This is a genomic window from Sulfitobacter faviae (assembly GCF_029870955.1).
Lineage (GTDB): Bacteria > Pseudomonadota > Alphaproteobacteria > Rhodobacterales > Rhodobacteraceae > Sulfitobacter > Sulfitobacter faviae.
Window position 1 is genome coordinate 1,359,621 of the sequence record NZ_PGFQ01000001.1, and the last position, 17,954, is coordinate 1,377,574.

Below are 17,954 nucleotides of genomic sequence, written 5' to 3' on the forward strand. Positions count from 1 at the left end.
GCTGCTGTTGGCTACTGGCGCAATGAAGGGTTCCAGCCGCCTACGGCTATGGACGCAATTATTGTTGCTGGCATGTTCGGCGTCCTGTGGAGTGTCCTTGACATCAGAGTCATGTTAGCGCGCCACCATTGGGCCACTCTACAGAAGTAGCTTCTGAACATAGTGGGTGGCGATGCAGCCATAAAAAAGGCTCGTGACTAGTCTGTACGGCTTCTCCCCCGTTACTCGCAATGTTGAGTACGACAAGACCGGAGGAATGTAACACAACATCGGAAGCGGAATTTCTCCGATGTTGTGTTACTTTTCTGCGGTATTGATATAACTGGATTCCGATAAAATGTTACTCTTGGCAGATAGCCTCGCATTCATTGGAACTCCGGTGCCTCAACCAGCTTGATGTCTCTCGACCTAATATTACTCATCCTCTAGCATTTTCGGCGACAATCGGTTGATTGCAAGCTGAGCGACTGAGGGCGGAATCTCTCTCTTTCCTTGCAGATATCCAGCAAATTTGCCGCCATTGAGATATTCGCTCTGTAGCCAGCGGCGGTACTCACCTAATGCGTCCAGGGGATAGCAGTTCGCAATCTGCGGATTGGATTTTGCTTGAGGATGATCTTTGGGATACCGATGCGGGAATTTCTCTCGGTCCCCAAAGCGCTCTCCTAGGTTCTGCGCATCCCAGTGCTTTGCCCAATGAATGCCAATTGAAATATCCGGAACCATCTTTTCGCCGATTTGTGCGCCAGCCATGATAAGCTCATAAATTACTGTGTGAGCTTCATTGAATATGCTGAAGTAGCCAGAGGGCGCGCTTTGGTGGTTTAACTCAATTCTTTCGTGCCACTTTCTAAGTGGTTCCGCTATGCTACCAGTCGGGTCGTACCCCACTTGGCTATATATCATCTCTCTGAGCTTTGAACCAGCAAGGACCCGGAAATTCTTGCGCGCTTCAGGCTGAACGTTCGCACCAGCATCAAATGCGTAGTATTCGAGAACAGCAAGGCATACTTCCGCCGGATAACAGTAGTGAACTACCCCCTTATGAGGAACTTCAATGTGGGCGTACTCCACCGTGGCACCAGCAGTCTCAAGGATTTGCTTGATTGACCTTATTCGGGGTTTCTCAACTTCATCACCCCACTGACTGCTGATCGTTCCAATGTGAGCGTTCTGAACGCCGCAGAGAGCGGCAAGACCCCGCTGATTGAGATATGGCGTACCATCGGAAAGGACACCCATTCCTATACCTTCGATATCGCGCTGGCGTTCGATTCCGAGATCAAAACTAGCTTGGGCAGAGGTGATTTCCTCTCTCCCTGCAATCGGTGCTAACTTTTTAGAAACTAAGTGTCCGTTGCGACCAACTCACAATCGAACTACATCAATACGGTGACATGGGACTGTTTTTGGAAGCTACGAGTCAACCCAATTCCCAAATTGGATCAGAATATTACCTAAGATTCCGAGGATTCTATCTATGCGACAGAGGCTTAAGCATTGGGTGCAAGCTAAAGGCATTCCGGACGCTGCCCCGACCTCCTATTGGATCGGGGCATTCTACGTCGTCTGGATCGGGGCTGTTTGGTACTTCGACTGGGGCTGGAACCTTTGGTAAGCTACGCGCTGGGCGGGGAAGCGTTAAACTCTGCCCTGCACACGTCTGTTGCCTCCGTCATGCCGAACTGCACTTCTGCCACCATTGTATCTGGCCCAAGTTCGCCCAGCGCATCATAGATATTCCAAGCCAAGCAGATCATGTATTCCTCGAACGTTTTACAATGTTCCGCAACTGCTCGCCCCACAGGATCGGCAGCAAGTGCCTCTGCGGCCTGTCGAATGGCATCCACCCGATCAGGCCGCATTGGTCGCTCAAAAGGTTCTCTCCCTGTGTGCTTCACTGCGCCACCGCACCAGTCAGGGCGCGAACCACTGCGCTTTGGTCACCTTCCGCGCCAAAGCTAGGCATGAGGGCTTTCTGTGCCAACAGAGCGGCTATAACGCGGCTCTCAAGGGCGCTGGCGGTTTTCTTGGGTAGAGGCTTGCCATTGCGGATTAACTCACCCAGCGCCGCGATTTTCTTGCGGGTGTTACGTTCGCCCAGATATTTCGCGGTCTGACCCGCTATACCGGGTGCGATGAACAGCGGGTTTCCGGTTGCTCCTGCTGCACCTGCTGCACCAGTGAAACCCCCAAGCGATAGAGCACCGGAAGTTGGCGCTAAGCGCCCAATGAGGCGCAAGGCATTCTGCGTGGGCGTCCCGTCTGCAATGTCACGCATGGCTTGCAATTCAGTTTCGCTGAACCCCCTCCGCAGCTTTGGGTTCTCCAGCACCCTGCGCACGTTCTGACGGATTGCGTTAATCTCATTGCCGCCGGTCCCGGTCGTGGCTGCACGGCGCAACCCTTTCGCAACCAAGCCAGTGTCTTCAGCTTCGAATAGCTGCGACTTGTGAACCCGCCTCGCTTTTTCCCGCGCGCCAGTCAATGCCTCAACTACTTCGTTCGCCCTATTGGTCCCGGTAACGTCGCCGGGCTGCAACTGATCTAGGTGGCTATCAATAGCGTCTTTCATCATCACGCCAAGACGGCGCTCGCCCGCCTCATTCGATCCAGCCACGTTGTCGCCAATCCACTGACGTGCCTCATCCACCTCAGCAATTGTTGGCGGACGCTGGCGCATATCTCCGGCCAGTTCCTCTGCGGCAATCGCTGCCTTGGGGTTCATGCGCCGAGTGGCTGGGCGGGTGCCAAACGTCCCTTCAATGCCCCCGGCCAAAGCATCGGCAGATTGGGGGCTGAGCGTTGCACCGGATTCCCGCACAGCGTCATAGCCAGCGCTACTCTGCGCCTGTAGCTCTTCAAGCGTGGGAGCCTTGGGGCTTGGGCGCATTGCCCGACTTGCCGCCACCGGAGACAGGCCACCAGCAAGGGAGGCAATGAAATCGGCAGTATCGTTTTCGGGCGCTATCTCCCGTGAGGTCTGGCCCGCAATCCCCGATCCCACTGCACTCGCTGCCTCCCCACCCGCTACGGCCAGAGGGGCTTTGGCACCGCGAAGCATGATACCACCCGGGACCGCCATCGCGCCAACTTCCATCCCGACCCGCCTTCCGAACCGTTCTGCCGCGTTCTGAGGTTCAACTTCTGAAATTGTGGGAGCAAGCAGGTCTCGGAATGTACCGCTGCCGCCCACCGGGTTTTCGATGGGTTTGAGGTCCGTGCCCGCCAAGGCATTCACACCCTGCTTGCCCATGTTGATCGCGCCGGTCATCAAATCCACAGGTGCGCCAAGAATTCCGGCAATGCCTTCGTTAACGCCGCTCATGGTCTGCCCAACCATGCCCGTCTGCTGCCCGCGATCCTCAGCGTAGCGCGTCCAAGGGCCATCAGTGGCAGGTGACTGGTATTTGTCCCAAGGCCCTGCCATCGCTTCGGCTTCGGCCTCAAGCACAGCAATCAGGTCAGCGTCGCTCATCCCCGACAGCCCCTTTTGCTTAATAAGCAACTGCCGCTTGAGCAATTCCGACTGCAATTCGCTAGGCTTTCCACCCGCGATTGCAGCTCTGCGCCGTTGTTCAGCCAAAGCCCGCGCTCTACGGGTCTCAGCGGCTTTTCTAGCCCGTTCTACGTTGTTCTGATCACTCGCCTGCTCTCTCTCATCCGCTGTCATACGGTTGAGCACCCGGCCAGACCGTGCTGCCGCCAGAAGGGCTGAACCGCCCCTGCTGTCCTCTGAGGTGGCCTCTACGCCGTTGGTCTTGCGCGTATGGTGAACCAGCTCTATCGCGCAGTTACACCGATCCGCCAGACGCGCCCATTCCTTGGCAATGAGATCAATGGCGACATTGTCATTCTCACCGGCCTGATGCGACGACACGAACGGGTCAACGACCATCACGTCAATCTGCCGCTCAGCAATTTCCCGAGCCAGTTCCTCAATCTCTGGCTTTACGATGACGACGCCTTCACGGGTCTGCACCGCAGTGCAAAGCTCGCGTTCGCGCCCGGTGTCTACGAACAACCGTCCTTCGACCTCACCGGACCGAACATCATGGTGCTGCATGGCGGCTGTGATGCGCAGGTTCATCTCGTCGCGAGGGTCTTCGAGATTGTAGAGCCAGACGTTCAAGCCCTTGGCTGTCCACTCCCCCAGCAGTTCCCGCTCAGAGACCATTGCCAGCCCTTCCACGATGGTCAGAGAGGACTTGCCCACCCCACCGGGGGCGACGGTCACGGCGACCTGTTTGCGCAGAAGGTGCCTCCCATAGACCCACGGGCGGCGGGGCAAGCTGTTGGGGTCCTGCCAGATAAAAGGCGTGGGCAAGCGATGAGTGTCGGTCGGATGCTCTGCCCGGTGATGATCCAGTTGCACTGCCATAGCTGTGAAATCGCGCATCAAGCTGCCTGCCTCCCTTGTACGAAGTCGAGGAAGGCCGCTTGGCGCTCGTAGGGCATCGCCTTAAAGCTGGCGAGGCAATAGGCCTCCCGCTCGTCAGGGACCGCCATATCGGCCCAGAATGCTGCCTCGTCCATGTGGTTGAACAGGGGCGCGATGGGTTGCCCTGCTGCCGAGGGCATAACGCCGCCCAGCGCCGCCTCTGCGACAGCCTCCGCATCCTGTGGCAGCAAAGCTTTCAGCGAAACATAGGCCAGCGCGGCCCGCTCTGTCGTGCTGAGACGGGCGCGCAGGATGGCGGGAAGGCTAAGCCACGCGTCAAGGTTATCCAGCAGCAAGCAGTAACCCAGCGACCGGGATACGCTATCGATACGGTGGGCGGTGCGGTTGACCGAGGCGCTATGGCCCCGGTCGTTCGCGGGCATGTGCAACCCGTCCATCAAACGCCCTCCCCGTAGTGCAGGCCAGCGACAAGGCGGGCTTGGGTTGCGGTCAGGCCATAGAGGCGTTGCAAGCGGGCAATCTGTATTTTGAGGGCCATCAGCATGCGCCCCCATTTCCGTTGATCAACTCAACTTTGCTCTTAAGGGTGTAGACCCCAAATTTGGCGCGGTCGGTGTCGCTGTCATTGGCGTAGAGGTCCATTGCGATGTCTACGCCGTAGTCACGCTTGAGGATGTGAACCAAGTCCGAGATGCGAACGGGGCTGGCACAGTACATGGGCGCTTGCATCAGCCCTTCCAGCACCCGACGCTTGTTCTTGGACACTGTGACAGTACGGGTCTCGCCATCTTCATCAGTGACCCGATACTGGGCCGGACTGATGGTGTTCGGGAAGTCGCGCCACCGGTTGTTCCGGCGGGCGTTTGCCGGGGGATTGCCGTTAATCGTTGTGTTGCTGCTCATTTAATCGGTCCTTGAGTTTTGGACCAAGCGCGGCTAAAATTCGGATAGTCCGCCAAGACTGTCGAATGATTAGCGCCCCTGCTTGATCCGTTGGATTCGGCGGGGGTTTGCATTAAGCGGCTTGCGGTTGGGAGGCGGCAATCGCGTCGTCAACTTCGCTTTCCACCCAATACAGGCGGCTCCCGATTTTGATGGGTGCCGGAATGCGGTTTTCGTCGACATCGCGATAGATGGAGGACCGCGAGCGGCCTCCCATTTTGTCAGACAATTGGTTCAGGTTGAGGTATTTCATGCTTCACCTTTTGTTGTCGTGGTGAAGCAAACTTGCGCTTTAGCTAGAGATGCTTGTAGTCAGTTCAGTCATCCGCGCTCAAGGGATGCCCCAGCATGGAAAAAGCATTTTTTATTGGTTCATCAAATTTTGAACTGTCTGCGTCAGCGGTCCAACCCAATAATGCATTCACCACCGGACTGGACGACGTGGGCACCCCCAGAACGTCGGAATGAGCTTCGGAATGAATCCTTAAGCGCTTACTTTCTCTAAGTATTTTTGAAATCTGTGACTTCGTAACGGGAACGCCAAACACTGTACCCGCAGCCCACAAGGCTTCGGCTGCGGAAAATTTTGCATCACTTACCCTGGGAAGACCGCATTTTTCTTTCATCCACTCTGCCATCATCACAAAAAGGATGTTTCGCTCAGCTACGTTCCTCATGCCGCCGTCTGACGGACTAGGCTCAGGACCCATTGATTATCGTGGAGCCGCATGATTCACCGTCCAAAAACGGAGCGGTGATATGTCTGATCTTTTCTGGCTGAGCGATGCGCAGATGGCGCGGCTGGAGCCCTACTTTCCGAAATCCCATGGCAAACCACGTGTCGATGATCGGCGGGTTTTAAGCGGGATTATTTTCATCAATCGCAATGGTTTGCGATGGCGAGATGCGCCTAAGGAGTATGGCCCCCACAAGACGCTCTATAACCGCTGGAAGCGTTGGAGCGATAAAGGCATCTTCGCACAGATGATGGTAGGACTGGCCGCCGAGCACAGCGAAAAGAATACCGTGATGATCGATGCTACCTACCTGAAGGCTCATCGCACAGCGTCCAGTTTGGGCGTCAAAAAGGGGGGCGTGGACGTCTGATTGGACGAACCAAAGGCGGCATGAATACCAAACTTCATGCAATCTGCGATAGCCGGGGGCGCCCACTCAACCTGTTCGTAACGGCAGGACAGGTGAGCGACTACATAGGTGCGCGGGCGCTTTGCGATAGTCTTCCGGATGTCGATTGGCTGCTCGGAGATCGCGGCTACGACGCCGATTGGTTCCGAGAAGCACTAAAAGACAAGGGGATACGCGCCTGCATCCCCGGACGAAAACAGAGAAAGGCGACGGTGAAGTATGACAAGCGCCGCTACAAACGCCGCAACCGGATCGAGATCATGTTCGGTAGACTCAAGGACTGGCGGCGCGTTGCCACCCGCTACGACCGATGCCCAAAGGTCTTCCTCTCAGCCATCGCTCTCGCCGCTACTGTCATCTACTGGCTATGAGTCCTGAGCCTAGCGGCTTCTCCGCTCAGTTTCTCAATGACTAGTTGCCTTAGCACATCCGGGAGTGGATATCCGAGACCAATATTAATTTTGGCAATATGCAAAAGAAACTCATGGGCGCGTAGGTTACCAAAGAAGGAGGATACAATCCTTTCACTATCCACTCCAACGATGTCGTATCCTAGAAGGGTTCTGTCCGATGCACCCCGCTGCTGGTACACAGGTTCAAATGCGGTGACGACTTCTCTGAGGGTGGGGTCAAGCGCCGGAACGCTGATCCTATTGTCACCCGCCCAAGTCCCAACGACACGTACAGAAAACTTCACAGCACTGACTTCGTTCTTCGATAGAATACGCGTCATCTTTGAGCACTCCTCACGTTAGTGGCCACCCGGCATGAGGTGACGTGATTTCGCCCCTGCGTCCTGCCAACAAACGCCTCTAATTGAACCTTTCCGCTTTGAAGCCGCCGCTTGCACTTACTGCTCATGGCACCGCCCCTCAATCCAGTCGGCAACCACGCTCTGACGCCAGCCAATGGCGCGAACTCCCAGCTTCGTAGCCTTTGGGAAGTCGTCCCGATCCATCATCCGGTAAATTGTTGACCTGCTGAGACCAGTCACCTCCTGTACGTCCCGGCAGCGTAGAATTTTATCAGTCATCGTTATCTCTTTGTTAAATGAATGATCCCATTCGTAGCAGAGAGCGATTAAGGGAAAATTTACGAATCTGGGACTACGCAATCTTGATCACCTTGCTGGCGTTCTTGCCAGTTACGTGGTTCGCCCAGCGCGCCATTAGCGGACGGCGGCGCTCTAGCAGGTCAGTACGGCGGTAAGACCGCTTGACCTTGTTGCCATCGACATGCGCCAATGACGTTTCAACAACCACTTCGGGTACGTCGGTAGTTTCTTCGCACCAGGTCTTGAAGCTTGATCGGAACCCATGCGGACGAGCCTCCAACCCCTGCCGCTCCATATGGCGGCTCATCGCAGCATCCGAAATTACAGCCCTCCGAACACCTGGGAACAGGTATCCATCCCGCGCCAGCGGCTTCGCCAGTTCTATGACAGCGAGAGCCTCTTTCGATAGCGGCACTCGGAAGTCGGTTACAGCACCCACCTGCCCCTTCATGTTATCTTCGGGTACGGTCCATACGTCCCCTTCGATTTGATCCAAATGACAGAAACGAATTCCATATGACCGAACCGTGGTGAGGATCAGCAGGCGCAATGCAAGATGGGTCGGCGTCTGCTCAGCAAGGCTTTTGTAGAAGGCTGGCACCTCAGGCCAAGGCATGTAGGGAATGTTCTTTGCCTTGTGACGCGACTTTCCCAGAAGCGCTTTCGCTTTCATGATTGCCTGAAGATCCACATTGAGACCCATCGCTGCTGCATGCTCAAGCGTGATGTTCAGGCGGTTCATTGCTTTGCGGGCCGTGTCCGCCTTCTCGTGCCAGATGGGTTCTAATGCGTTCTTGATATCCTGCTGGTCGATTTCCTCGACAGGAACCTTGCCGATTTTCGGAAGCACATGCAGTTCGAGCGGGGAGAACCAGCGCCCGGCCTTACCGTCACCCTTAAGCTGAGCCTTGCGAGCCTCGAATGCCTCCAGCGCCACTGATGAGAGTGTGTGCTCATCCTTAGCGGCCAATCGCTTTAGCCGGTCACGCTCTTTGATGGGGTCTTTGCCCTCTCGCACCACAGCCCGCCATTTCTCTGCCGCTGCTCTTGCTTCCTTCAACGAAACAGCCTGAAGATTGCCGATACCCATCTCGCGGCGTCGCCCATGAACAGTAACACGCAGCACCCACTGAGCGCCGCCATCTTCGCGCTTTACCAGCCAAAGCCCTCCCCCGTCTGAGTACTTGCCGGGAGGGGCGGTTCTGACCTTGGCCGAAGAAAGCTTGTTCAATGCTGCCAAATTCCTATCCCCCTCTCAATCCACCCCTATATGTAGCATAGCATGGGACCGGATGAAACAGAATGATACAACCAAACTCATTAAAAACAAAGGTTTGGATGTTTTATGAAACAGGCTGACACTAGATGATACGTTAGTTCAAGGCCTCTCCTGGGCACCATATTCCCCGACAAATGATTGACTGTAGATCAGGCATCAAACGGCCCCGACGCCCTACCCCTCGGGGTGCTGCGAGCCGCCGGCCTCGGACGGCCCTATTGGACGCGGACACCCGCATTTTGCAGGCAAAGCTGTAGCCGCGTAGCAAGCTCGTCCAAGCTGAAAGGCTTTTTCAAACAATCGCTTGCCCCCGCCGCCAAAGCGCGGCGCAGCAGATCGGCGTCTTTCCGGGTCGAGATCATGACGACCGGGATGCCCCGATAGAACGGCAAGCCTTTGACCTGGCTACAGAACTCAAGCCCATCCATCGCGGGCATCATGAAATCGGTGATGATCACATCCGTCGCGATCCGCTCCTGCGCCAGCGCGACCAGAGCTTGGGCGGGGCAGCCATAATCTGCCACGCAGGAAAACCCGACCTCGGCGAGGGACGCTTGAATGAACTGTCGTGCGATCTCAGAATCGTCGATAACGATAGCATTCCAGTTCATCGCGCCCCGCCTTACACTTTAATCACGCCCCAAGGGTCACCCTAGTGGTGAGGGACTTAATATGACGTGAATGCTTAAATGCGTTTGCCGACGAACATCGCCGAGTCGGAACGCACGCAGGCGATCTCACCCCTTTGCCAGATAAGCTCCCCCTGTGCGGTCGCGTATTTGCCCATGCTGACGCAGGCGGTGATCGGGGTGATTTCGCTAACGGCTTGGGCGGCGTCGAAACTGTTGCTGAACTGAATGGACATGGCTTGTGCTCCTGAGTTGACTTGTCTCAACCTTCACACATCTCGCCGCGCAATGCCTGCTGGCGTCGGGATAAGCGCCCTATTCTAAGGTATAGAGCGCCCCTCCCTCGGGCTGCGGTCAATGCCTGTTCAGCAGCTTTTGGTACTTCGATACAAAGAGATGCGCGCCCTTCATCTTTTGCGTCACCCAATCGCCCGCGGTGAAGAGCATCAAAAAGCTATTGCCGCGCACCGGCCCCAAGGGCAGCAGAATCGGTGCCTCCGCGCCCCAAGGGCGATAGGTTTTCATATCCGCCAGCTTGCGGCCCGTGATCAGCCCGGTGAGGGTCTTTCTCAGCCATGGCAACTGCCGGCTGACCGCGACGATGGTCATATTGTCGCCGGGGTCCGCCACATCCCCCGCGGCAAAGACATTGGGCAGGGATGAGGGGCGCAGATAGCCATCGGTCTTGATCCGCTCCGCGGCGGTAACCTCGGCCCCGGGCAGGTTCTTCAACAATTCTGACGCGGCGCGCGCGCCCAAAACGGGGAAGATCAGATCGAATGTCCGCTCCGCCCCGCCGTCAAGGGTGAGGCTGCCCGCATGTGGCTCTGTCATGGAGGCGAGCCCTTCGGCCTTCTTGCCGAGGATCAGCTCCACCCCGGCGCGCTTCAGCTTCCTGCTCAGCGAGGCGCCGAGGCTGTCGGGCTTTCCGGCAAAAAGCTTGTCGTCTTTGGTGATCAGGGTGATCTCTTTGTCGGGCATGGCATGGGCGATCTCACCGGCAAGCTCGACCCCGACGGCGCCCGCGCCGATGATGCCCACGGTCTTGGCCGCCAGCAGTTTTTCACGCGTCTCTTGGTTCGCGGCCCGCAGCCCGTCGATATCTGCGCCCTTGGGCTTGAACGGCGTCGCATAGTCCGAACCGGTGGCGACGACGATATAATCCGCCTCGACCCGCGTGCCGTCCTCCAGCGTGACACCCTCGCCATCGACAGCAGTCGCCCGCGCCGCAACAACGCGGCCCCGTTTCAACAAACGGTCATAGGGGATCAGCGATTCCTCAACCAAACTGGGCTGCACCACGGCGCGGATCATCGCGGAGGCATGTACGAAATGACTGCGCGGCTCGATCAAGGTCACCTCGGCGATCTGGTCCATCGCTTTGGCCAGTTCAGCCCCCAGATAGCCGCCCCCTACGATTGCGATACGCTTGCCCATCGGTGCCTCTCCTTTTGATCGGTTTCGCCTGCTGGACAGTCTGCCCGCGTGGTCAGCTTTCTACATAGGTGCTCTACCACCGATTTCTCGCAGAACGTGGCGAAAGCCGCCGATCTTGCCATCACCGGGGGCTAAATGCCCATGCGATAAGCGCCGGGAAGGGCGCGATTCTCTTAAATGGTGCAACATATTGTTTAGAATCATCGCACCTGTTTAACTCCCCCCAGCGACAGGGAGAGCCGCGACACAATGAAAGACACCAAAGCAGAGACTTTTCTGCGTTTCGATAACGTCAAGAAGAGCTACGATCAGGAAAATCTCGTCGTCAAAGGCTTCGACATGGATGTGCAGGAGGGGGAGTTCATTACCCTTCTTGGCCCCTCGGGCTCGGGCAAGACCACCGTATTGATGATGCTGGCAGGGTTTGAGAGCGTCACCTCGGGCGATATCGCGATCAATGGCCGGTCGATCAACAAGACCGCGCCGAACAAGCGCAACATCGGCATGGTGTTCCAGAACTACGCGCTGTTCCCGCATATGACCGTGGCCGAAAACCTCGCCTATCCGCTGAGCGTGCGCAAAATGTCCAAGGCAGATATCCAAGAGCGGGTGGCCGAGTATCTGTCGCTGGTCGAGCTTTCCGCCTTTGGCGACCGTCGCCCCGGGCAACTTTCGGGCGGGCAACGGCAGCGCGTGGCGCTGGCCCGCGCGATGATCTTCCAGCCGACGCTCATTCTGATGGACGAACCTCTCGGCGCGCTCGACAAGAACCTGCGCGAACAGATGCAGTTTGAGATCACCCGCCTGCACAAGCAGATCGGCTTTACCGTCATCTACGTCACCCACGACCAGACCGAGGCGCTGTCGATGTCCGACCGGATCGCCGTCTTCAACGACGGTGTGGTGCAGCAATGCGCCCCGCCCGCGGAATTGTACGAGCGGCCGGTGAATGCCTTCGTGGCCGAATTCATCGGCGAGAACAACTTCGTGCAGGGCCGCGTCACCCGGATCGAAGGCGAGATCGCCAAGGTCGAGACCGATACCGGCACGATCACCACGCAAACCTCCGAAGGGCTGACCGAAGGCGCGCAATGCCGCGTCTCCATCCGGCCCGAGAAACTGTTCATCCATCCCACGACCCACGCCCATGACAACGCGCTGACGGCGACCTTTGTCACGCGCATCTATGTGGGCGATTTCATCCGATATTATTTCCGCCTGCCGGACGGCACCGACATTATCGTCAAAGTGCTCAACGACCTGTCCGCGCCCGAGTTCGAAGAGGGCGCGACGGCGCAGCTGTTGTCCCTTACGAAAGACTGCATCGCCTTTGCCAATTAAGGGCGACCGGGGGCAAACCGGGGCCCCGCATAAAACCTGGACATGACAAGGAGAGACCGATGAAAAAGCATTTGAGTTATCTGGCCACCGCGGCGCTGATCGCCAGCCCCGCCTTGGCCGAGGACCTGACGGTGACGTCCTTTGGCGGGGCCTATGGCGCCGCGCAGATGGAACATATGATCCAGCCCTATATGGATAAATCCGGCACCAACATCCTGTTCGAAGATTACGGCGGTGGCGTGGCCGAGATGAAGGCGCAGGTCGAGGCGGGCAACATCCTGTGGGATGTCGTCGACATCGAAGTGATCGACCTCGAACGCGCCTGTGCCGAAGGCTATCTGGAAGTGATCGACCAATCGGTTCTGCCCGATGGCGACGATGGCACGCCAGCGGCGGATGACTTCATCGATGACGCGCTGGCCAATGAATGCGGCGTGGGCAATATCGTCTGGTCCGTCGTCTTTGCCGTGAACACCGAGAACGGCGAAGGCCCGAAAACCATCGAAGACTTCTTTGATACCGAGGCGTTCCCCGGCAAACGCGGTCTGCGCAAACGGCCGCAGGTCAACATGGAATGGGCGCTGCTGGCCGATGGCGTCGCCCCGGAAGAAGTTTATGAGGTGTTGGCCACCGAAGAGGGGCAGAAACGTGCCTTTGCCAAGCTCGACACCATCAAGGACGACATCACTTGGTACGACAGCTGGTCGCAGGCCCCCGTGCTGCTGAACGACGGTGGGGCGACCATGGTGCAATCCGCCAATGGTCGCATCTTCGCCGCGATCAAAGATGATGGCGCCCCCTTCGAGATCGTCTGGGACAGCCACATCTATGACCTCGACGTTTGGGCCATCATGAAGGGCACCGAGAAGAAAGAAGAGGCGATGGAGTTCATCAAATTCGCCACCGGCACCGTGCCGCTCTCGGGCATGCAGGACGTGGCCTATGGCCCGACCCGCGCCTCTGCCCAAGCGCTGCTGCCCGAGGACGTGAAACAAGATCTGCCCACCGCGCATCTTGACGAAGGCGTCAAAGCCGATGGCATCTTCTGGGCCGACTATGGCGAGACGTTGGGCGAGAAGTTCAACGAATGGCTGCTGCAATAAGCCCCCTGCCCCGCGCCTGACCGGGCGCGGGGCACCCAACCTCTATAGATGAGTAACCGCGTGTCCAGCCTCACTTCCCAAGACGCCGCCAACGCCCGTCGCCAAATGCGCAGACGCCGCCTGCAGGCGTTTCTTTTCGTGGTGCCGCTGCTGCTCTTCATCCTTTTCGCCTTTGTCGCACCGATCACCACGATGCTGTTCCGCAGCGTCTACAACCCCACCGTGGCCGAACTGGTGCCCGAAACGTTGGAGATGCTCGAAGGCTGGGAGGGCGAGAGCCTGCCCGATGCGGCGGTCATCACCCAGATGGCCATCGACATGAAGCGCATGGCAAACAACCGCACCTCCGGCAGGTTCGCCGATGAGATCAACCGCGCCCTGCCGGGCATGTCGAGCGTCATCAAATCCACCGCCCGGGGCCTGCGCCGCGCCGATGATGCCGAGCTTGCGGCCAATGGGGCAGAGATGCTGCTGGAAAAGAACGACCGTTGGGCCAAGCCCGCCACTTGGCGCGCGATCCGCAGCGCCGGGCAGGTCTATACGTCGAGCTACTACCTCACCGCTGTCGATATGGAATACAACTCCGAAGGGGACATCGTCCAACGCGACACACAGATTTACAAACAGCTCTACACTAAAACGCTGAAGATGGCGTTGATCATAACCGGGCTGACGATGCTGCTGGGCTATCCGCTTGCTTTCTACATGTCGCAGGCCAGCCCCGCGACGGCGAACTTCCTGATGGTCTTTGTCCTGCTGCCCTTCTGGACCTCGCTCTTGGTGCGCACCACCGCGTGGATCGCGCTGTTGCAAGCCGGGGGCGTGGTGAACTCGTCCCTCATCTGGGCCGGGCTGATCAACGAGCCCATTGAGCTGCTCTACAACGAGTTCTCCACCATCCTCGCCATGACCCACATCCTGCTGCCCTTCATGGTGCTGCCGCTCTACGCGGTGATGCGCGGGATCGATTCGAGTTTTATGCGCGCGGCGATCTCCATGGGGTCGAACCCCATCGGCGCGTGGTACAAGATCTACCTGCCAATGAGCCTGCCGGGCCTCTCTGCCGGGGCGCTCTTGGTCTTCATCATCTCGGTCGGCTACTACATCACGCCCGCGCTGGTCGGCGGCACCGATGGTCAGATGATCTCCAACATCATCGCTTTTCACATGCAGGTGTCCAACAACTGGGAACTGGCGGCGGCCTTGGGCTCGCTCCTGCTGATCCTGATCCTCGTTCTCTACTGGCTGTTCGACCGTTTTGTCGGCACCGACAACCTTAAGCTGGGATGACGTCATGAGCCAACTGCCCGACTATTACACGATCTGGCACAAGGCGGGGCACTATGGCCTGCGCATCATGGCGGGGCTGGTGCTGGTCTTCCTGATGCTGCCGATCCTCGTCATCATGCCGCTGTCGTTCAATGCCGAGCCCTTCTTTACCTTCACCCAAGGCATGCTGTCGCTCGACCCCGACGCCTATTCAACGCGCTGGTATCAGGAGATCGTCGATGATCAGAAATGGCGCATCGCGATCCGCAACTCCTTCGTCATCGGCATCGCGGCGGCCAGCATCGCCACCGTGCTGGGCACGCTGGCGGCGGTGGGCCTAGCCTCGCCCTGGATGCCGTTCAAACGGGTGATCACGGCGCTGTTGCTGTCGCCCATGATCGTGCCGCTGATCATCATCGCGGCGGGCATGTTCTTCTTCTACACGCAGTTCAACCTCGTGGGCACCTTCACCGGGCTGATCATCGCCCATGCCGCACTTGGCGTGCCTTTTGTCATCATCACCGTCACCGCCACGCTCAGCGGCTTTGACCGGTCACTCTTCGTCGCGGGGCTGAGCCTCGGCGCCTCACCGATCAAAGTGTTCTGGGACGTGGTGATTCCGCTCATTCGCCCCGGCGTGATCTCGGGCGGGCTTTTTGCCTTCGTGACCTCCTTCGACGAGGTGGTGCTCGTGCTCTTCCTCGCGGGGCCAGAGCAGCGCACGATTCCGCGGCAGATGTTCTCGGGCCTGCGCGAGCAGATCAACCCTACGATTCTGGCAGTGGCGACGCTGCTGGTGGTGCTCTCGGCGACGATGCTTTTTGTGCTGGAAGCCCTGCGCCGACGCTCGGCCCGGCTGCGCGGTCAAGAATAAGCAAAACCGCCCGAGGGCGGCACCAAACACCTGATCCATAACCATTTAAGGGGGGTGAGTGGTGAGCCGTGATGGGTTCGAACCATCGACCTACTGATTAAAAGTCAGTTGCTCTACCAACTGAGCTAACGGCCCACTAGGCGGGTAACTAGAAATTACGGGCGGCAGGGTCAAGCCCTTAATTACGAAAATCTTGCGAGATGCTGGATTAGTTTTCATGCCGGGGTTATATGCGCCGAATGTACAGCGATCAGACCCCCGGTTTGCCCTTCATGAAGATGCATGGGCTTGGCAATGATTTCGTCGTGTTCGATGCACGCGCGGAAGGAATCGACGTGACCCCGGCGATGGCGCAGGCCATCGGGCACCGGCAATTTGGCGTGGGATTCGATCAGCTTGCGGTGATCACGCGCGGGACGGGCGACGCGCATCTGACCTTTTACAACAGCGACGGCTCCCTTTCCGCCGCCTGTGGCAACGCCACCCGCTGCATCGCGCGCTATCTGATGGACGACACAGGCCACGATTCGCTGCATCTGACCACCGCGCGTGGCGATCTGGCAGCGAAAGACGCCGGGGGTGGCCTGACCTCCGTCAACATGGGCCATCCGCAGCTAAAGTGGGACGAGGTGCCGCTGGCGCGCGAGATGGACACGCTGCATCTGCCGATCGACGGCGACCCGACAGCCACCGGCATGGGCAATCCGCATTGCACCTTTTTCGTGGAAGACGCTGAGGCGGTGGACCTTTCCGACCTCGGCCCCGCGCCGAGCATGATCCGCTCTACCCTGAGCGCACCAACGTGCAGGTCGCGCAGATCGTCGGGCCGGACCACATCCGCATGCGCGTCTGGGAGCGCGGCGTCGGCGTGACGCTCGCCTCTGGCTCCTCCTCCTGCGCCACCGCCGTGGCCGCCGCGCGTCGGGGCCTCACGGGCCGTGCCGTGCGCATCGATCTCGACGGCGGCACGCTGCATATCGACTGGCGCGAGGATGGCGTCTGGATGACCGGGCCGACGATGCATGTCTTCTCCGGCAGCCTCACCCCCGCATTTCTGGAGAGCCTGACATGAGCGCCCCAATTTTCAGCACCATGGGCTGCCGTCTCAACGCCTATGAGACCGAGGCGATGAAGGAACTCGCCGAACAGGCGGGGCTGGAGAACGCCGTGGTGGTCAATACCTGCGCGGTCACGGCCGAGGCGGTCCGCAAGGCACGGCAGGACATCCGCAAGCTGCGCAAGGCACATCCCGAGGCGCGGTTGATCGTGACCGGCTGCGCGGCGCAGACCGAACCCGAAACCTTTAACGCCATGCCCGAGGTCGATGCCGTGATCGGCAACACCGAGAAGATGCAGGGCGCGACATGGCAGGGCATGGCCGCCGATTTCATCGGTAAGACCGAGAGCGTGCAGGTCGACGACATCATGTCGGTGACCGAGACCGCGGGCCATCTGATCGACGGATTCGGCACCCGCAGCCGCGCCTATGTACAGGTCCAGAACGGCTGCGACCACCGCTGCACCTTCTGCATCATCCCCTACGGCCGCGGCAATTCGCGCTCGGTGCCTGCGGGCGTGGTGGTGGACCAGATCAAGCGGCTGGTAGACAAGGGCTTCAACGAGGTCGTGCTGACCGGGGTCGACCTGACCTCTTGGGGCGCCGATCTGCCGGCGATGCCGAAGCTTGGCGACTTGGTGATGCGCATCCTGAAGCTGGTACCCGACCTGCCGCGTCTGCGGATCTCCTCGATTGATTCGATCGAGGTGGACGAGAACCTGATGCAGGCCATCGCCACTGAGCCGCGTTTAATGCCGCATCTGCACCTATCGTTGCAGCATGGCGACGACATGATCCTCAAGCGCATGAAGCGCCGCCACCTGCGCGACGATGCGATCCGCTTTGCCCAAGAGGCCCGCGCGCTGCGCCCCGACATGACCTTCGGCGCCGACATCATCGCAGGCTTCCCGACCGAGACCGAGGCGATGTTCGACAATTCGCTGAAACTGGTCGAGGAATGCGACCTCACGTGGCTGCATGTCTTCCCCTACTCCGCCCGTCCCGGCACGCCGGCGGCACGGATGCCCGCGGTGAACGGCGCGGCGATCAAGGAGCGTGCGGCACGGTTGCGGGCGGCTGGCGAGCTGCAGGTGCAACGGCATCTTGAGGCGCAGGTCGGGCGCACCCACGACGTGTTGATGGAGAACCCCCACATGGGCCGCACGGCGCAGTTCACCGAGGTGAGCTTTGCCGTGCCACAGGTTGAGGGGGAGATCGTGCAGGCCGAGATCACCGGGATTTCAGGCACGCAGCTGACCGCCTGAAAACGGCTGCTCTGCAGCGCGGAGGGCATTGCCCTCCCTGGGGGCGATGGAACGAGACTGCGGTCGGAATGGCTGCCGTACCCGAGACGACTCCGCATCATGGAACCTCGCAAAATCGCCCTCCGAGAGAGGGAGGGCGATGCCCGCTGTGCCGCC

Annotated in this window: 18 protein-coding genes, 1 tRNA gene and 1 pseudogene; 8 read left to right on the top strand and 12 right to left on the bottom strand. The window is 58.8% G+C overall.

The annotated features are described in order from the left end of the window. Nucleotides 1-414 precede the first annotated feature (414 nt). The gene (locus CUR85_RS07060) at nt 415-1,242 is read right to left on the bottom strand and encodes a BstA C-terminal domain-containing protein (RefSeq protein ID WP_082852050.1); all 828 of its coding nucleotides are present in this window, start codon (nt 1,240-1,242) and stop codon (nt 415-417) included. A gap of 238 nt (nt 1,243-1,480) precedes the next feature. Between CUR85_RS07060 and CUR85_RS07065 the strand changes: the two genes are divergently transcribed. Next, nucleotides 1,481-1,618, top strand: a complete 138-nt coding sequence (locus CUR85_RS07065; protein WP_156505683.1) for a hypothetical protein — start codon at nt 1,481-1,483, stop codon at nt 1,616-1,618. A gap of 279 nt (nt 1,619-1,897) precedes the next feature. On the opposite strand, the gene CUR85_RS07070 is transcribed toward CUR85_RS07065, so the two are convergent. From CUR85_RS07070 to CUR85_RS07090, 5 genes are all read right to left on the bottom strand, one after another. After that, nucleotides 1,898-4,399 (bottom strand): AAA family ATPase, encoded by a 2,502-nt coding sequence (locus CUR85_RS07070; RefSeq protein WP_280322868.1) that lies wholly within the window; start codon nt 4,397-4,399, stop codon nt 1,898-1,900. Next, on the bottom strand, nt 4,399-4,839 hold the full coding sequence (locus CUR85_RS07075; protein WP_067265740.1) for a hypothetical protein: 441 nt from the start codon (nt 4,837-4,839) through the stop codon (nt 4,399-4,401). The genes CUR85_RS07070 and CUR85_RS07075 overlap by 1 nt, the downstream gene beginning before the upstream one ends. A 100-nt stretch (nt 4,840-4,939) precedes the next feature. Then, the gene (locus tag CUR85_RS07080) at nt 4,940-5,305 is read right to left on the bottom strand and encodes a hypothetical protein (RefSeq protein ID WP_067265742.1); all 366 of its coding nucleotides are present in this window, start codon (nt 5,303-5,305) and stop codon (nt 4,940-4,942) included. A 112-nt stretch (nt 5,306-5,417) separates the two neighbouring features. Continuing rightward, nucleotides 5,418-5,597 carry a helix-turn-helix transcriptional regulator gene (locus CUR85_RS07085; RefSeq protein ID WP_067265745.1) on the bottom strand — a complete coding sequence of 60 codons (180 nt, stop codon included), beginning with the start codon at nt 5,595-5,597 and terminating at the stop codon, nt 5,418-5,420. Between the two features lie 64 nt (nt 5,598-5,661). After that, entirely contained in the window at nt 5,662-5,985 is a 324-nt protein-coding gene (locus CUR85_RS07090) for a hypothetical protein (protein ID WP_280322456.1), read from the bottom strand. Nucleotides 5,986-6,103: 118 nt separating this feature from the next. Here CUR85_RS07090 and CUR85_RS07095 point away from each other — a divergent pair. Continuing rightward, a protein-coding gene (locus tag CUR85_RS07095; protein ID WP_280321503.1) for an IS5 family transposase occupies nt 6,104-6,861 on the top strand; the annotation gives its coding sequence in 2 pieces (ribosomal slippage) (nt 6,104-6,425 and nt 6,425-6,861; 759 coding nt in all). 479 nt (nt 6,862-7,340) lie between these two features. On the opposite strand, the gene CUR85_RS07100 is transcribed toward CUR85_RS07095, so the two are convergent. The 5 genes from CUR85_RS07100 to CUR85_RS07120 all read right to left on the bottom strand — a co-directional run bounded on the left by CUR85_RS07100 (nt 7,341) and on the right by CUR85_RS07120 (nt 10,928). Further along, complete coding sequence (locus tag CUR85_RS07100; protein WP_067265748.1) at nt 7,341-7,523, bottom strand: helix-turn-helix transcriptional regulator; 183 nt, start codon at nt 7,521-7,523, stop codon at nt 7,341-7,343. 73 nt (nt 7,524-7,596) lie between these two features. Continuing rightward, nucleotides 7,597-8,784: a tyrosine-type recombinase/integrase gene (locus tag CUR85_RS07105; RefSeq protein ID WP_067265749.1), complete on the bottom strand. Its 1,188-nt coding sequence runs from the start codon at nt 8,782-8,784 to the stop codon at nt 7,597-7,599. Between the two features lie 254 nt (nt 8,785-9,038). Then, a complete protein-coding gene (locus CUR85_RS07110; protein WP_067265751.1) occupies nt 9,039-9,434 on the bottom strand; it encodes a response regulator in 396 nt (131 codons plus the stop codon). A 74-nt stretch (nt 9,435-9,508) separates the two neighbouring features. Further along, nucleotides 9,509-9,688 carry a hypothetical protein gene (locus CUR85_RS07115; RefSeq protein WP_067265753.1) on the bottom strand — a complete coding sequence of 60 codons (180 nt, stop codon included), beginning with the start codon at nt 9,686-9,688 and terminating at the stop codon, nt 9,509-9,511. Nucleotides 9,689-9,806: 118 nt separating this feature from the next. After that, complete coding sequence (locus tag CUR85_RS07120; protein WP_269451597.1) at nt 9,807-10,928, bottom strand: NAD(P)/FAD-dependent oxidoreductase; 1,122 nt, start codon at nt 10,926-10,928, stop codon at nt 9,807-9,809. A 210-nt stretch (nt 10,929-11,138) separates the two neighbouring features. On the opposite strand from CUR85_RS07120, the gene CUR85_RS07125 reads away from it, so the two are divergent. From CUR85_RS07125 to CUR85_RS07140, 4 genes are all read left to right on the top strand, one after another. Next, on the top strand, nt 11,139-12,230 hold the full coding sequence (locus CUR85_RS07125) for an ABC transporter ATP-binding protein (protein ID WP_067265756.1): 1,092 nt from the start codon (nt 11,139-11,141) through the stop codon (nt 12,228-12,230). A gap of 59 nt (nt 12,231-12,289) precedes the next feature. Then, nucleotides 12,290-13,333: an ABC transporter substrate-binding protein gene (locus CUR85_RS07130; RefSeq protein ID WP_067265759.1), complete on the top strand. Its 1,044-nt coding sequence runs from the start codon at nt 12,290-12,292 to the stop codon at nt 13,331-13,333. Between the two features lie 105 nt (nt 13,334-13,438). Next, complete coding sequence (locus CUR85_RS07135; RefSeq protein WP_247738281.1) at nt 13,439-14,623, top strand: ABC transporter permease; 1,185 nt, start codon at nt 13,439-13,441, stop codon at nt 14,621-14,623. A 4-nt stretch (nt 14,624-14,627) separates the two neighbouring features. Then, nucleotides 14,628-15,476, top strand: coding sequence for an ABC transporter permease (locus CUR85_RS07140; protein WP_067265764.1), 849 nt, complete (start codon nt 14,628-14,630; stop codon nt 15,474-15,476). 59 nt (nt 15,477-15,535) lie between these two features. Here the strand turns inward: CUR85_RS07140 and CUR85_RS07145 are convergent. Then, nucleotides 15,536-15,611: transfer RNA gene (locus CUR85_RS07145), tRNA-Lys, on the bottom strand. Nucleotides 15,612-15,715: 104 nt separating this feature from the next. Here CUR85_RS07145 and dapF point away from each other — a divergent pair. Together dapF and mtaB are read left to right on the top strand one after the other, a co-directional pair. After that, nucleotides 15,716-16,548: pseudogene (gene dapF / locus CUR85_RS07150) on the top strand (diaminopimelate epimerase). Beyond that, nucleotides 16,545-17,798, top strand: coding sequence for a tRNA (N(6)-L-threonylcarbamoyladenosine(37)-C(2))-methylthiotransferase MtaB (gene mtaB / locus CUR85_RS07155; protein WP_067265769.1), 1,254 nt, complete (start codon nt 16,545-16,547; stop codon nt 17,796-17,798). The pseudogene dapF and the gene mtaB overlap by 4 nt, the downstream one beginning before the upstream one ends. The last annotated feature ends 156 nt before the right edge of the window (nt 17,799-17,954 follow it).